The organism is Alteromonas sp. G4i13 (genome assembly GCF_054960505.1).
Genome location: NZ_JBHNYX010000044.1, coordinates 24692 through 38815, shown reverse-complemented (window position 1 = coordinate 38815; position 14124 = coordinate 24692). Strand labels below are relative to the sequence as shown.

The following is a 14124-nucleotide window of genomic DNA, read 5'->3' as shown; positions in this document are numbered from 1 at the left end:
GTCTGCTGCCTTATTGTTATTTAGCAAAATTCAATAGTCTATTTTCCTTAGCTAACATAAGGCGCTCGTTATTGCTGATATACTTTCGTTTAATTTTTGATACCTATTGACCCCAACTCGAATAGGGTTATATATTGTTCAAATAATAATAAACGGTATTCATAGAAGTAATGTCAGCCGGCGACGAACAAGCAATAATAAAACAAAACCAGCCGCTCATTCGCGCGTTAATCCCTTATGAACAACAAAACAAGCTGTTAGAAGGAATTAACAAGTTTTCGAAGCGTCTACCTAGTAGTGTTCGAAAGGTAGTAAAAGAAGAGGTTGTTCGATTAACGTCGTTAACCGACGCTCCTGCTGATAACTCTGCCTTTGCTCAATTCCCCGTCATGAAATTCAAGCACTTCGGGGTTCAAATGCGCCTTGATAAAGTCGGCGCGCAGATACTCAAAAACGAAACATCACTTTATCAAGACAGATATACGGTAGGCGTGTTTGAGTCAGTAATGAACTCAGACTTCTACCAAAACCAAATAAAAAAAGAACAGTTCAAAAAAATTGTCGATGCTTTTAATGTTGAAAGCCAATCGTTTACTGATATAGATTTCGGCGATGACATCGCTATTCGCCCAAATTTCACTATTTCTTCCCCCGATTTTGAAAAAGGCCGTCATTGTTCGATCAGTTCGATGTCACACAAAGGCATTGCTCTTGAAACGAAAAGGCCACCGAACGCTTCTACTGGTGACATTATTACGTTCACTATTCCTGAAGTTAAAGGACTTACTAAAGAATCGACTGAAATAACGCTTGAACTAGAGTCGGTAAAATACAACAAGCACTTAGGGAAGTATGAGACATCGTTTGTTTTTCAAGACGACGTGGATAAAGGCTTTCTTGCAACCCTTAAACGATATGTAGCGATTACCGCGTATAAACAGCCTTTGCAGCGTGATTTAGAAATAGAACGCGCCATGCAAGAACTAGAACGCGACCGAACACTTGAAAATAGCCCGTGGTTGCCCGTGTTTCTCGCGCCAGAGAAGAAGTCGCTTAAGCCCATTATTGCCCTGTTTACCAAAGCCAATGTCGAGCATAACGACGCCGAAAAACTCTTGGCTAGCCTACAAGATAAGCCTATCTTCGCGACGTTAGTTGACGAGCTGCGCAAGTATAATGAAGCATATGTCTTTCATGGCAACATCAAAACCAAAAATGGTAACGTTCAAATAACAGCGACGCATAGACAACTGCTAGCATTAAAACAGCTTAACGCGTTGGTTTATCTTCTTGCCAAAAGTGGCGACTTCATCTGTACCCATTGTCGACTTGATAGCGTGACGCGAGAAGATAAACAAAAAGCGTTTGCTATTCACGATATTGCCAGTAAAGAATTTGAGCAACTGGCGCAGATCTCCCATGTTCTTTACTGTAAAGACGTGTCTGCTTATCTTACTAATCTGACTCTTTCAGCAAAATGCGATTTCAAACCCTTGTCAAAAACCTTGAGGGCTAGCGGCAATAATTGGCGAATTGATTATGTAATGGAAGAGGATTTAGATAGACGCAGTGAGACACGTTACGTTATTGATAAACCTGCCTCTATTAAAGTTGGACTGCTGACATCGATTGATGCGCGGGTTGCTGATTTAAGTGCAAGCGGGATGAAGTTAATCGTTGCACCGAAAAGTGAGCTACAAAAGGAAATTCGTGTTTCAGTACCGGAACTGAAAATTAAAGGTGAAAAATATAAGGTTGTGCACTACCAAGCGGAAACGGGCGTGGTGAGGTTGTGTCTTGTTGAAGATACACGTAAGGCTAAAGTGAGCTCGAGCGTCGATCATATGGTTGAAGAAAATACCGCGTATTTCAAAGTAAGAGATATTGCGCGAATTCAACGCTCAACTCACCGTTATATCTGGGAATTGGCGGTTAGGCATATGCCGTCTTTATCGGTACTATGTGTGATGAACCGCTTTACGTTAGACAGGCTCAAAACGGTGTATCAAAGTGACGCATCTGATGACCTTTATCCTTTTTCGCGCACTCAAAATATTATCCCACTGCACGGCTTTTTTGCAGACAAAGGGCAGGCTAAGCCCAAGTCACAAATTCTAGAGGCGATGTTTAAAGAAACATCTGAACAAGCGTTAGTGGTTCACTGCGTTAGAAAGAGCGACAGCCGCTTAGTGTATATAAAAGAGCGCGACTTCCTTTTTTCTAAGTTGCGAACACAAATAAAAACTCAGTTAGATGAAGAAAAAATACATCTCAGTGCCACAGATGTCACCGCTATCCGGTGTCACGGTGCGATAACACCGTTAACTAAGAAGCGTCTTGCCCAGCTATCAAAGCTAGACAAAGCCATGTATGACAAGCTCGAAACGATGCAGGCGGGTTATACACACTGTATTTTTATTACTAATATGTCAGCCCTTCACCACGATTTAGTGGTAGACAATCTTATTGCCAAACCCCAACGACAGGATCTAGAAAGCGAAGGTGCGGCTTAATGCCAGAGCCCTCTGAGTGGGCAATTATCTATGCGGATTGGTATAACATCATTTCACTTACGCTTTTAGTGTTATCTCTTTTCGCATTTTGCTATTCTTGTAAATAAATCAACAAAAAAGGGTTGAGTGTTGAAAGGGATCCTAACGTTTCTTATCATTTTGGTGCTGCTCGCGATCGCGTTTGTCATTGGCTCTCAAAATGAAGCACAAGTAACAGTTAATTATTTAATTGCTCAGGCGAATCTTCGCTTATCGACGTTAATAGCGATAACACTTTCAATTGGCGTTGGTATCGGAATTTTGGTAATGCTAATGAGCTGGCTAAAATTACGTGTTCAGCTGATGTCTGCGCAGTCTAAAATACAGAGTCTGGAACAAGAACACTAATGCTCGAACTGCTGTTTCTCCTTTTGCCTGTTGCGGCAGGTTACGGCTGGATAATGGGCCGAAATAGTGTCCGTCAAGCGCAGCGAAAGCAGTCTAGCATTCTATCTAAGCATTATTACAAGGGGCTAAACTTCCTTCTTTCAGACCAACCTGATAAAGCAGTCGATACGCTAATCAAAATGATTAACGTGAATAGCGATACAGTAGAGACGCATATCGCGATGGGGAGTTTTTTCCGTCACCGAGGCGAAATAGACCGCGCAATTAAAGTCCACCAGAATTTAGTTAGCCGTGATGAGCTCCAGCCGGCTCAACGAGAAAATGCTCTGAGGGAGCTTGGTCACGACTACACACAAGCGGGCTTTCTAGAGCGTGCTGAAAATGCTTTTCTTCAACTGCTTAACAGCGATAAACACTACCTTGTAGCTCAACAGCAACTTTTCAGTATCTACCAGACCACGAAAGAATGGGAAAGAGCCATCGAATTAGCCGAACGTATGGTGCAGTGTCATGGTGACAATGATGATTTGTGCGAACGCCTTGCACACTTTTATTGTGAACAAGCATCGGTTGAGTTGAAGAACGATAGCCAAGGGGCGGCATTGACCTTATTACAAAAAGCGGTAAATGCCGACGAACATGCGGTTAGGCCGTGGCTTATGTTAGGTGATATAGCCCTTGATCAAAAACGCTTTACTGATGCCAACGCGTACTTTACGCAAGTGGCCGAACGCGATATCAACTGGTTCAGCGAAGCCGTACCTAGTTTGGAAAAAATTGCTGAAGAAACTGACGACTGGGAAAGTTTTCAGAAGAACTTAGAAGCACACTGGCAAGAGTGTGCTACTTCCTATTTAGCCATGGTTGACGTGCTTATGAAGCGCGGTGAAACGGCACAGGCGGCTGAGTACTTACTTGAGCAACTTCGCAAACGCCCGACTATGCGCGGCTTTAAAACCCTTATGGGGCTTTACATTGACCAGCTTTCAGATAAAACCACGGCTGATAGCTTACGCTTACTTAAAGAATTGGTGGAAAAGCAAATGTTGCAGCGCCCTAAATACCGCTGTGGCAGCTGTGGCTTTTCCGGTCGAAAATTATATTGGTTATGCCCTAGCTGTAAAAAGTGGGGCGTAGTAAAACCTATCAAAGGGCTAGACGGAGAATAAAAGAACATGCATGACCCACGCGTTATTGTTGCATTAGACTATGACAATAAAGACACTGCATTGGCGTTTGTTGATAAATTAGATTCAAGCTTGTGCAAGCTAAAAGTGGGCAAGGAGATGTTCACCTTATTTGGACCGGAATTCGTAAAAGCGCTAATCGCTAAAGGCTTTGACGTTTTCTTGGATCTTAAATTCCATGACATTCCAAATACTGTAGCGAAAGCGTGTAAAGCAGCGGCGGAGCTGGGTGTATGGATGGTAAACGTACATGCATCGGGCGGCCTACCTATGATGCAAGCAGCTAAAGAGGCGATTGCAACAAGCAGCAACCCTCAAACTAAACTTATTGCGGTTACCGTTCTTACCAGCATGGATGAAGCGCAGTTGGCGGATGTAGTAAGCGGTGTGACACCAGAGCAACAAGTGCTGCGTCTGGCGGCACTAACAGAAAAAGCGGGATTAGACGGCATTGTCTGCTCGGCACAGGAAGCCAGCGCATTACGCGAAAAACACAGCGACGATTTTCTGCTAGTTACACCAGGTATTCGCCCAGTAGGCGCAGATGCTGGTGATCAAAAGCGCGTCATGACGCCTCCCGATGCTATGAAAGCTGGCGTGAGCTATTTAGTTATGGGAAGACCTATCACTAAAGCGGAAGATCCTATTGCCGTACTGAAAGCAGTAAACGCATCAATAAACGGTTAGACTTATTTCAAATACAAAAAAGCTCGGATGTGATGTTCACATACCGAGCTTTTTTATTCCGATATTCTTATTCAAGGGTATGGCCACAGCCCTACCCGAGACTAATATTTAGAAATTATTCGCCTTTAAGCGCTACTTCAGCTGGTGTATAGGTAAGGCCTAGTTCTTCACCTAGCGCGTCAACCACAGCTTTGTACGTTACCTTACCTTCGTGCACGTTTAGACCGTTAAGCAAGTGCTTGTCTTCTAGCATCGCTTTCGCAGGGCCTTTGTTTGCAAGGGCTAAGCCGAATGGCAATGTGGCATTGTTAAGTGCCATTGTAGAAGTACGCGCAACGCCACCTGGCATGTTTGCAACACAGTAGTGAACCACGTCATCAACAATATAAACTGGGTCTTGGTGTGTTGTTGCTTTAGATGTTTCAAAGCATCCGCCTTGGTCGATAGCAACGTCAACAAGTACTGAACCAGGCTTCATTGCCTTAATCTGTTCGCGAGTAAGAAGCTTCGGAGCTGCAGCGCCAGGAATAAGTACCGCACCAACAACAAGATCAGCTTTTGAAGAGTAGTGCTCAATAGCGTCAACGGTAGAGTAAACCGTTTTTACTTGTCCGTTAAAGATATCATCGATTTGACGAAGACGAGGAAGCGAGCGGTCAAGAATAGTGACGTCAGCACCAAGGCCTAGTGCCATTTTTGCTGCGTTAGTACCAACAACACCACCGCCGATAACCAGTACTTTACCTGGTGCTACACCCGGAACGCCACCAAGAAGTGTGCCGCTACCGCCGTGTGCTTTTTCAAGGTAGTGCGCGCCAGCTTGAACCGACATACGGCCAGCTACTTCACTCATTGGTGCGAGTAGTGGAAGCCCACCGCGGTCGTCAGTCACTGTTTCATATGCGATACACGTTGCACCAGATTCAACAAGCAGCTTTGTTTGCGTAGGATCAGGCGCTAAATGTAGGTAGGTGTATAGTGTCTGGCCTTTACGAAGCATTTTGCACTCGTTAGGCTGAGGCTCTTTAACTTTTACGATCATTTCTGCTTCAGCAAACACTTGCTCAGCCGTTGATGCAATGGCTGCGCCTGCTTCGACATACATTTCGTTAGTGAAACCTATTGCTTCACCTGCGTTCGTTTCTACTAAAACGCTGTGACCGTGGCTAACAAACTCTTTTACAGCTGCTGGCGTCAAGCCAACACGGTATTCGTGGTTCTTAATTTCTTTTGGTACACCAACTAACATGTATAGTCCTCAATCTTATAGTGAGCTTCTAAGCGGCTCTGGTTGAACTTTTGATAAATAGTGTTCGGCTTTGAAGCACGTGAACATATTTGCGGAGTATACGTGATAAAAAAACGAACTATCTGCTGAAGAATGAGCGTTTGTAGCATATAATTCTCCTAAAAGATGCTTTTAAGATATTTTATATGCTGGTAAAGACACCAAAACACCTAGACCGAATAGACAGGAATATCCTGGTACAGTTACAGAAAAACGGGCGTATATCAAACGTCGAACTTGCTAAAGAAGTGGGATTAAGCCCCAGCCCTTGTCTTGAGAGAGTTAAGAGGCTGGAGGCTCAGGGCTATATAAAAGGATATCATGCTGTCGTTGACCCAGAAAAGCTCGGCGCAGCTATGCTTGTGTTCGTAGAGATTACGTTAACGAAAACATCGGTAGATATCTTTGCAGAATTTTCTGCTGCAGTAAAACTGCATGACGATATACAAGAATGTCACCTGGTGTCCGGAGATTTTGACTTCCTCCTTAAAGCACGCGTTGCAGATATGGGAAGTTATAGGAAATTATTAGGTGATACTTTACTGCGCTTGCCCGGAGTAAGTGAGTCGCGGACGTACGTTGTGATGGAAGAAGTAAAAAGTACATCGTCGCTGCGCATTAATTTGAAGTAATGAAAGCGTGGCTCAATAGCGTGGTTTTGTGGTAGGCTGTGCAAAAATACAGTGTTTGTGTTTTACCAAAGGATTAACAGCACGCTAAAGCACAGGGTAGGGGATGGGTGTATTAATTCAGTTGTACGCTCAGTAACTTACCAAAAAGTAAATCAATAATAATTATGTAGGAATAGCAAAGAGTTCGCTAAGCTCTTTGTTGCGGTTAGTACTGCGGTTACCGCATAGCGTAAAAAGCTATCTGCGGTAATACATGCGATGGAAATTGAAGGTTTTTTAGGGTTATGGCGCGATTAACAGGGGTTCAGCGAGTGTGGGAAGCAGGTATGATTATCGCCTGTGTTTTCGCCTTCTTCTTATTGCTGGCACTAGCATCTTTTCATCCAGGAGACCCAGGTTGGAGTCAGGCTGGATTACAACTCGACGTTCACAACTGGGTTGGAGCAACAGGGGCGTGGGTCGCTGATCTTCTGCTATTCTCATTTGGTTTTTTAGCGTATTTGCTGCCTTTCGGCTCCGCCTTCTTAGGGTGGTTTCTATTCCAACACATTAAAGAACTCGATGAATTCGATTACCTTACTATTGGATTAAGAATTATCGGTGGGCTGTTGATGGCCCTCGGTGCAACGGGCATCGCCAGTATAAATTTTGACGACATTTACAACTTTTCAGCCGGCGGATTTGTTGGCGACGTAATTAGTTCAGCGCTAGTGCCTTACTTCAATACCGCTGGCACAATTTTGCTACTTCTTTGTTTCTTCTGTACGGGCTTTACCTTACTAACGGGTATTAGCTGGCTCACTATTATCGACAGGTTAGGTGAAGGTACGCTGTGGTTAGGACGTAAGACCCTTTCAGCGCCTCAGAGTTTGTTAGCATTTGAAATGCCGCGACTAGCCCTAGCTAACAAATCGTCTAATCAAAGTGGCGACGAAGGTGCAGAGCTAGATATTACCAGTATGCGCGCTGAACCTTTGGCTTCTACTGCACAGACAAAACCATCACAGACACAGAAAACTACGCCATCACGCAGTGAGCCTACCTTTAGCATTGACGATGTAGATGATGAGCCGCCGTTTTATACCTATGACGGAGACAAGTCTGTTCAATCTAATCCCAACGATACTGTCAACGCCGAGGAAGACGATGCGACATCAAGTACAGATGTAGATGCAGCTGAGACGAAAAAGTCGTCGTTCTCATTGTCAGGTATGCGTAGTGCGGTTACTGGTAGCTTTAAAGACAAAGTGGGTTTGGGTAAATCGAGCCAAGATGACTCAGTTCAGTCAGAAGATGATAGCAGTCAACATGAGCATAAACACCAAGCACAGCAAAGTCCGCATATTAACTTTGACGACTTAGAAGAGTTTGATGAAGACTTGCCTTACGAAACTGGAAGCAAGCCAATAACTTCTGCAAATAACAGCGCGCCATCTGTTGAAGGTAGCGAACCAAATACGGAAACGCTACAGTCGCAAACTGTTGAAACTCAGGGAGCGAGTCAAGGTGCTAACCAAGCATTTACGCCTGCTGCACTAGGTGCCAAACCCGTGAAGGCGAGGGCAGGTGAGTTAGACCCTGATTTACCACCTATGCCGTCCTTTGATTTACTTGAACGTGCCGACAAACATGAAAACCCGCTTACGCCAGAAGAGATTGAAGGTATTTCTCGTTTGGTAGAGGAAAAACTGGCTGACTTTAACATTGAAGCGACGGTGGTTGGCGTGTTCCCAGGCCCTGTTATTACCCGGTTTGAGCTTGATTTAGCACCTGGGGTAAAAGTGAGCAAGATCTCAGGACTGTCGAAAGACTTAGCCCGCGCTATGTCAGCTATCTCGGTGCGTGTAGTGGAAGTTATTCCGGGTAAGTCAGTAATTGGCTTAGAACTGCCGAATAAAAAACGTGAAATGGTGCGGCTGAGCGAAGTTATTAGCTGCGATACTTTTCAGTCTAATAAATCACCATTAACCATGGTGTTGGGCGCTGATATTTCAGGGCAGCCAGTGGTGGTCGATTTAGCCAAAATGCCTCACCTTTTGGTTGCAGGTACTACAGGTTCAGGTAAATCTGTAGGTGTGAACGTTATGATTCTTAGTCTGCTTTATAAGAGCACGCCAGAAGATGTTCGCATGATCATGATTGATCCGAAAATGCTTGAGCTTTCGGTGTACGAAGGTATACCTCACTTGCTTGCTGAAGTGGTTACCGACATGAAAGAAGCCGCCAATGCCCTTCGTTGGTGCGTGGGTGAGATGGAGCGTCGTTATCGTCTAATGAGCGCTCTTGGCGTGCGTAACCTAAAGGGCTATAACGCGAAAGTAGAAGAAGCTATTGCTAATGGCACACCAATAAAGGACCCACTGTGGAAGAATGAAGAAAGTATGGATGCTGAAGCGCCTGACTTAGCCAAACTTCCTGCTATCGTGGTAGTGGTCGATGAATTTGCCGACATGATGATGATAGTGGGCAAAAAAGTAGAAGAGCTTATTGCACGTATCGCGCAGAAAGCACGTGCTGCGGGCATCCATCTTATCCTTGCCACACAGCGTCCATCTGTAGATGTTATTACAGGTCTGATCAAGGCCAACATTCCAACCCGTTGTGCATTCCAAGTTTCTAGTAAAATAGACTCAAGAACCATTCTAGACCAACAAGGCGCAGAAACTTTGCTAGGGATGGGTGACATGCTTTATCTGCCTCCTGGTAGCCCTGTGCCAACCCGTGTTCACGGTGCATTTGTGGATGATCACGAAGTACATGCTGTAGTTGCAGACTGGCAGAAACGTGGTGAGCCTGAATACATTGACGAGATCCTGAATGGCGAAGCGACGGCTGAAGTCTTACTGCCAGGCGAACAGCCTGAAGGTGAGGATCAAGAATTTGATGCCTTCTATGATGAAGCCGTGGCGTTTGTTACTGAAACACGTCGAGCTAGTGTGTCGAGCGTGCAGCGTAAGTTTAGAATTGGTTACAATCGGGCCGCGCGCTTGGTTGAACAAATGGAAATGAGTGGTGTCGTAAGTGCACAGGGGCATAACGGGAACCGTGAGGTTCTTGCACCGCCGCCCCACAAAGAATAACGAATGGATTGAATAAATGAATAAAGCAGTTTCGGTTTATTTTGTGAGTGCATTGGTAACGGCAGGTACAGCAATGAATGCTGCTAACGCTGCGGTAGAATTAGGTACTACAGGTTCAAATATAGGCAACAACAATGCTCACGAGGTTGTCAGTGCTCATCACGCTAATCAGGCTAATGCCACAGTAAACACCAGTCAGCCCAAAACTTCATCGCTTATCAATGATTCTGCGAGTACGTCACTGCAGGCGTTGTTAAGCAATATGAAGCAGTTTCGCGCAAGTTTTGCGCAAACAGTAGTCGATGCACAGCAAAATGTCGTTCACGAAGCACAAGGCACGCTGACCATGACCCGCCCTAATAAGCTTCGCTGGGAAACAACGTTTCCTGATGAAACCCTTTTGGTTGCCGATGGCGAAGCGGTTTGGAATGTGGATACCTTTGTAGAGCAGGTGACAGTCCTATCTCAAGACAATGCGATTAAAGATAACCCTATTGTTTTGCTTACATCGACAGATGAAGCAACGTGGTCAAAGTTCTCTATCAGTCAATTAAATAGCGGTTCATCGGCTTTAAAACCTGAAAAGGGCGCGGCAGACAACATCAATGGTGTTAGCGCAACAAAAAGCTACCAAATCACGCCTAAAGAACAAGGCGGCCAAATCGCAACGCTTACATTAACCTTTAACCAAGGCAGTGAACTCGCTTCGCTTAATATGCTCGATGCGCAACAGCAAATCAGCACTTTGGTGTTCAGTAATATTGAAACGCGTTTTCCAGTGCCCGCTGATACGTTCTCAGTTGATATTCCAGACAGCTTCATAATTGATGACCAGCGTTAATCAAGATTTCGCGCCCCTCGCGGCGCGTATGCGCCCGGTCACCATAGAGCAGTACAGCGGTCAAGAACACTTACTTGGCGAAGGTAAGCCTCTTCGTAAAATGTTAGAGGCGGGTCACTGCCATTCTATGATTTTGTGGGGGCCGCCCGGTACCGGTAAAACTACCCTTGCTGAACTCATTGCTCAATACACCAACGCATCTGTATTGCGTATTTCTGCGGTTACCTCTGGGGTAAAAGACATCAGAGCCGCCATGGATACGGCTGAAGAAAACGCCCGTTATAACCAGCGAACCTTGTTGTTTGTTGACGAAGTACACCGATTCAACAAAAGTCAGCAGGACGCGTTTCTTCCATTTGTTGAGTCTGGCGTTGTTACCTTTATTGGCGCAACGACAGAGAATCCCTCGTTCGAATTAAATAAAGCGCTTTTATCTCGTGTACGTGTTTATGTGCTAAAGACACTCGAACACGAAGCACTGTCTGAATTGGTTGAGAGAGCGCTAAGCGATACTGAAAAAGGTCTGGGTGACAGAGCCCTTGGTATTGAAGAAACAGCCAGAAACGCGCTTATCGATTTAAGTGGCGGCGACGCACGTCGTCTTCTCACCTATTTAGAGCTTGCTGCCGACTTCACCGGAGCAAACAAAATAACCGTAAGCGATGTTGAGCATGCGGTAGGCGAGAAAGTTGCTAGTTACGACAATAAAGGCGACACCTTCTACGACCTAATCTCCGCGTTTCATAAATCTGTTAGAGGCTCAGATCCAGACGCCGCCCTTTACTGGTACGCAAGAATTCTTGATGGCGGGGGAGACGCGCTGTATGTAGGAAGACGTCTACTTGCTATCGCGTCTGAAGACATTGGTAATGCAGACCCAAGAGCAATGCAGCTCTGTATTAATGCCTGGGACACGTTTCACCGAGTAGGGCCCGCAGAGGGCGAGCGCGCTATTGCTCAAGCTGCGGTATATTGTGCGTTAGCTGCAAAAAGTAACGCGGTATATATGGCGTTTAACGAAGCAAAAGCATTGGCGCGTAAAACCTCTGATGCACCTGTTCCCATGCATTTACGCAATGCGCCTACGTCGCTAATGAAAGAGCTCGGTCATGGCGATGGTTACCGCTATGCTCACAACGAGCCGAACGCGTTTGCCGCGGGTGAGTCTTACTTCCCAGAAAGCCTTACCGGAACTCGCTTGTATAACCCTAATGAACGCGGTTTAGAGAAAGCTTTGAAAGCCAAGCGTGAATTTCTCGATTCACTTAATGCGAGAAGTAACAATAAAAGGTAAAGTTGCAGACAAGTAACTCAACTAGTTCAGATTATATGAATTAGTTAATAAAAAATGCGCTAGGGAGTTTTCGTGCCTCAAGGGTTAGCTTTGTATTGTTTTATTGCCGCTGGCGGTGCGACCGGCGCCTGTTTACGCTATTTTGTTACCACAAGTGTTGATTCCTTATTTGGAAAACACATGCCGTTTGGTACACTAACGGTGAATGTGGTCGGGTCGTTTGCACTCGCATTACTGTACGGTTTTATCGAACGTCATGATTTAAGCGACTCTCCTTACCGAGCGCTTATCGGTGTAGGGCTATTAGGTGCCTTTACTACATTCTCAACATTTTCTGTTGAAACCTTAACTTTATTAGAAAACGGGTTGTGGCTTAAAGCCGCAGCAAATGTATTTCTTAACGTTGGCGCTTGCCTAATAGCAGGTTGGCTAGCCATTCAATTGATGAAAGGATAATTAGAAACACATGTTAGATCCAAAGTGTTTGCGAAGCGATATAGAACAAACAGCTAAGCGATTAGCTGCCCGTGGTTTTAACCTCGATGTAGCAGCTTTCAGTTCGCTTGAAGAAAAAAGAAAAACACTTCAGTCCAGAACACAGGATCTGCAAAACGAGCGTAACGTACGAAGTAAATCCATTGGTAAAGCAAAAGCGCAGGGCGAAGATATTGCACCGCTATTGGCTGAAGTGGGTAAGCTTGGTGACGAGCTTGACGCCGCTAAAGCGGAACTTAGCGAACTGTTGGAAGAAATTAACACCCTTACGCAAGGCATTCCTAATTTGCCACACGAGTCTGTACCAGCGGGTAAAGACGAAGATGACAATGTTGAGATTTCTCGATGGGGCGAACCACGCACGTTTGATTTTGAAGTTAAAGATCATGTTGATGTGGCTGAAGGCTTAAACAACGGCTTAGATTTCGCTACCGCAAGTAAGCTTACGGGAAGCCGCTTTGTAGTGATGCGCGGCGATATTGCTCGCCTAAATCGTGCAATTGCTCAGTTCATGCTAGATACCCATACACAAGAACATGGCTACCAAGAGATGTATGTGCCTTACTTGGTTAACGCTGACAGCCTTTATGGCACAGGTCAGTTGCCTAAATTTGGTGAAGACCTATTTCACACCAAGCCAGCAACTGAAGAAGGACAGGGGCTTAGCCTAATTCCGACGGCAGAAGTTCCGCTAACTAATATTGCACGCGATGAAATATTAGATGTGAAAACGCTGCCTGTGAAAATGACTGCGCATACGCCATGCTTCCGCTCAGAAGCTGGTTCGTACGGTCGTGATACCCGTGGCCTTATTCGTCAGCATCAGTTCGATAAGGTAGAACTTGTACAGTTAGTTAAGCCGGAAGAGAGCTTTGACGCGCTAGAAGCACTTACAGGACACGCAGAAGTTATTCTTCAAAAGCTAGAATTACCGTACCGCAAAGTGTTGCTTTGTACTGGTGATATGGGCTTTGGTGCATCTAAAACCTACGATCTTGAAGTATGGCTGCCTGCGCAAAATACCTATCGTGAAATTTCTTCATGTTCAAACATGTTGGACTTCCAAGCACGACGCATGCAGGCTAGGTTCCGTAACCCAGAAACGAATAAAACTGAACTTCTTCACACATTGAATGGTTCTGGTTTAGCGGTAGGGCGTACGCTTGTTGCTATTTTAGAGAACAATCAGCAGGCAGATGGAAGCGTTACGATTCCAAAGGCGCTTGTGCCTTACATGGCAGGCCAAGAGGTTATCAAAGCGACTAGCGTGTAAATTTATTTTTCAGTTTAAATCACAACGTTAATTTAAGTCTAATAGTTGCGACTTAATTAATAACAACCCGATATCTTGTGAAGAGGTATCGGGTTTTTTCTTTTAAATGGTTACTTCCATACCTATTAAACAGTGACGCGTACAGCCTGTGCAAAATTATCTTTACATGTAATAATTTTGTTATATAAACAGCATCTTATAGTTCATTTATTAGTGCCATTAAAGTTGTTTCTAAATGTAAATAAAAAGCGTTTTTCCCCGTAAATTACTTATATTTCAGTCACTAATGTCACAATTGACACCTTTAGCTATATCTTATACTTTTGGCTAATGTTGCGCATTGCGTAACATTAATGAAATGTAAATCTCCCCAATCTTCAAAAATGAAAATAGGTCGCATTTACATTTTGCCTACATAAGAAAGCTTCATGGATAAACGGACTTACC

The 14124-nt window shown here is 44.7% G+C and carries 11 protein-coding genes; 10 read left to right on the top strand and 1 reads right to left on the bottom strand.

The genetic code is table 11. The annotated features are described in order from the left end of the window. Positions 1–170 precede the first annotated feature (170 nt). From ACFI6J_RS17755 to pyrF, 4 genes are all read left to right on the top strand, one after another. Positions 171–2513 (top strand): PilZ domain-containing protein, encoded by a 2343-nt coding sequence (locus ACFI6J_RS17755; RefSeq protein WP_462586299.1) that lies wholly within the window; start codon positions 171–173, stop codon positions 2511–2513. A gap of 129 nt (positions 2514–2642) precedes the next feature. Beyond that, complete coding sequence (locus tag ACFI6J_RS17750; RefSeq protein WP_014949639.1) at positions 2643–2900, top strand: LapA family protein; 258 nt, start codon at positions 2643–2645, stop codon at positions 2898–2900. Continuing rightward, a complete protein-coding gene (gene lapB, locus ACFI6J_RS17745; RefSeq protein WP_014949638.1) occupies positions 2900–4069 on the top strand; it encodes a lipopolysaccharide assembly protein LapB in 1170 nt (389 codons plus the stop codon). Before ACFI6J_RS17750 ends, lapB begins: the two co-directional genes overlap by 1 nt. 6 nt (positions 4070–4075) lie before the next feature. Next, positions 4076–4774, top strand: a complete 699-nt coding sequence (pyrF, locus tag ACFI6J_RS17740; protein WP_039234640.1) for an orotidine-5'-phosphate decarboxylase — start codon at positions 4076–4078, stop codon at positions 4772–4774. Between the two features lie 115 nt (positions 4775–4889). Here the strand turns inward: pyrF and ald are convergent, their stop codons facing one another. Further along, on the bottom strand, positions 4890–6023 hold the full coding sequence (gene ald, locus ACFI6J_RS17735; protein ID WP_014949636.1) for an alanine dehydrogenase: 1134 nt from the start codon (positions 6021–6023) through the stop codon (positions 4890–4892). 185 nt (positions 6024–6208) lie between these two features. Between ald and lrp the strand changes: the two genes are divergently transcribed. From lrp to serS, 6 genes are all read left to right on the top strand, one after another. Then, the gene (gene lrp, locus ACFI6J_RS17730; RefSeq protein ID WP_014949635.1) at positions 6209–6694 is read left to right on the top strand and encodes a leucine-responsive transcriptional regulator Lrp; all 486 of its coding nucleotides are present in this window, start codon (positions 6209–6211) and stop codon (positions 6692–6694) included. Between the two features lie 284 nt (positions 6695–6978). After that, the gene (locus ACFI6J_RS17725) at positions 6979–9774 is read left to right on the top strand and encodes a DNA translocase FtsK (protein WP_462586298.1); all 2796 of its coding nucleotides are present in this window, start codon (positions 6979–6981) and stop codon (positions 9772–9774) included. 16 nt (positions 9775–9790) lie between these two features. After that, complete coding sequence (lolA, locus tag ACFI6J_RS17720; protein ID WP_462586297.1) at positions 9791–10615, top strand: outer membrane lipoprotein periplasmic chaperone LolA; 825 nt, start codon at positions 9791–9793, stop codon at positions 10613–10615. Beyond that, positions 10602–11909 (top strand): replication-associated recombination protein A, encoded by a 1308-nt coding sequence (locus ACFI6J_RS17715; protein ID WP_342340914.1) that lies wholly within the window; start codon positions 10602–10604, stop codon positions 11907–11909. Before lolA ends, ACFI6J_RS17715 begins: the two co-directional genes overlap by 14 nt. Positions 11910–11981: 72 nt before the next feature. Beyond that, the gene (crcB, locus tag ACFI6J_RS17710; protein WP_014949631.1) at positions 11982–12365 is read left to right on the top strand and encodes a fluoride efflux transporter CrcB; all 384 of its coding nucleotides are present in this window, start codon (positions 11982–11984) and stop codon (positions 12363–12365) included. A 10-nt stretch (positions 12366–12375) separates the two neighbouring features. Continuing rightward, positions 12376–13677, top strand: a complete 1302-nt coding sequence (gene serS, locus ACFI6J_RS17705) for a serine--tRNA ligase (RefSeq protein WP_061485931.1) — start codon at positions 12376–12378, stop codon at positions 13675–13677. The last annotated feature ends 447 nt before the right edge of the window (positions 13678–14124 follow it).

Coding starts and splice junctions, on each gene's coding strand:
- ACFI6J_RS17755 (WP_462586299.1), top strand. CDS start 171: ATGTCAGCCGGCGACGAACAAGCAATAATAAAACAAAACCAGCCGCTC.
- lapB (WP_014949638.1), top strand. CDS start 2,900: ATGCTCGAACTGCTGTTTCTCCTTTTGCCTGTTGCGGCAGGTTACGGC.
- pyrF (WP_039234640.1), top strand. CDS start 4,076: ATGCATGACCCACGCGTTATTGTTGCATTAGACTATGACAATAAAGAC.
- ald (WP_014949636.1), bottom strand. CDS start 6,023: ATGTTAGTTGGTGTACCAAAAGAAATTAAGAACCACGAATACCGTGTT.
- lrp (WP_014949635.1), top strand. CDS start 6,209: ATGCTGGTAAAGACACCAAAACACCTAGACCGAATAGACAGGAATATC.
- ACFI6J_RS17725 (WP_462586298.1), top strand. CDS start 6,979: ATGGCGCGATTAACAGGGGTTCAGCGAGTGTGGGAAGCAGGTATGATT.
- lolA (WP_462586297.1), top strand. CDS start 9,791: ATGAATAAAGCAGTTTCGGTTTATTTTGTGAGTGCATTGGTAACGGCA.
- ACFI6J_RS17715 (WP_342340914.1), top strand. CDS start 10,602: ATGACCAGCGTTAATCAAGATTTCGCGCCCCTCGCGGCGCGTATGCGC.
- serS (WP_061485931.1), top strand. CDS start 12,376: ATGTTAGATCCAAAGTGTTTGCGAAGCGATATAGAACAAACAGCTAAG.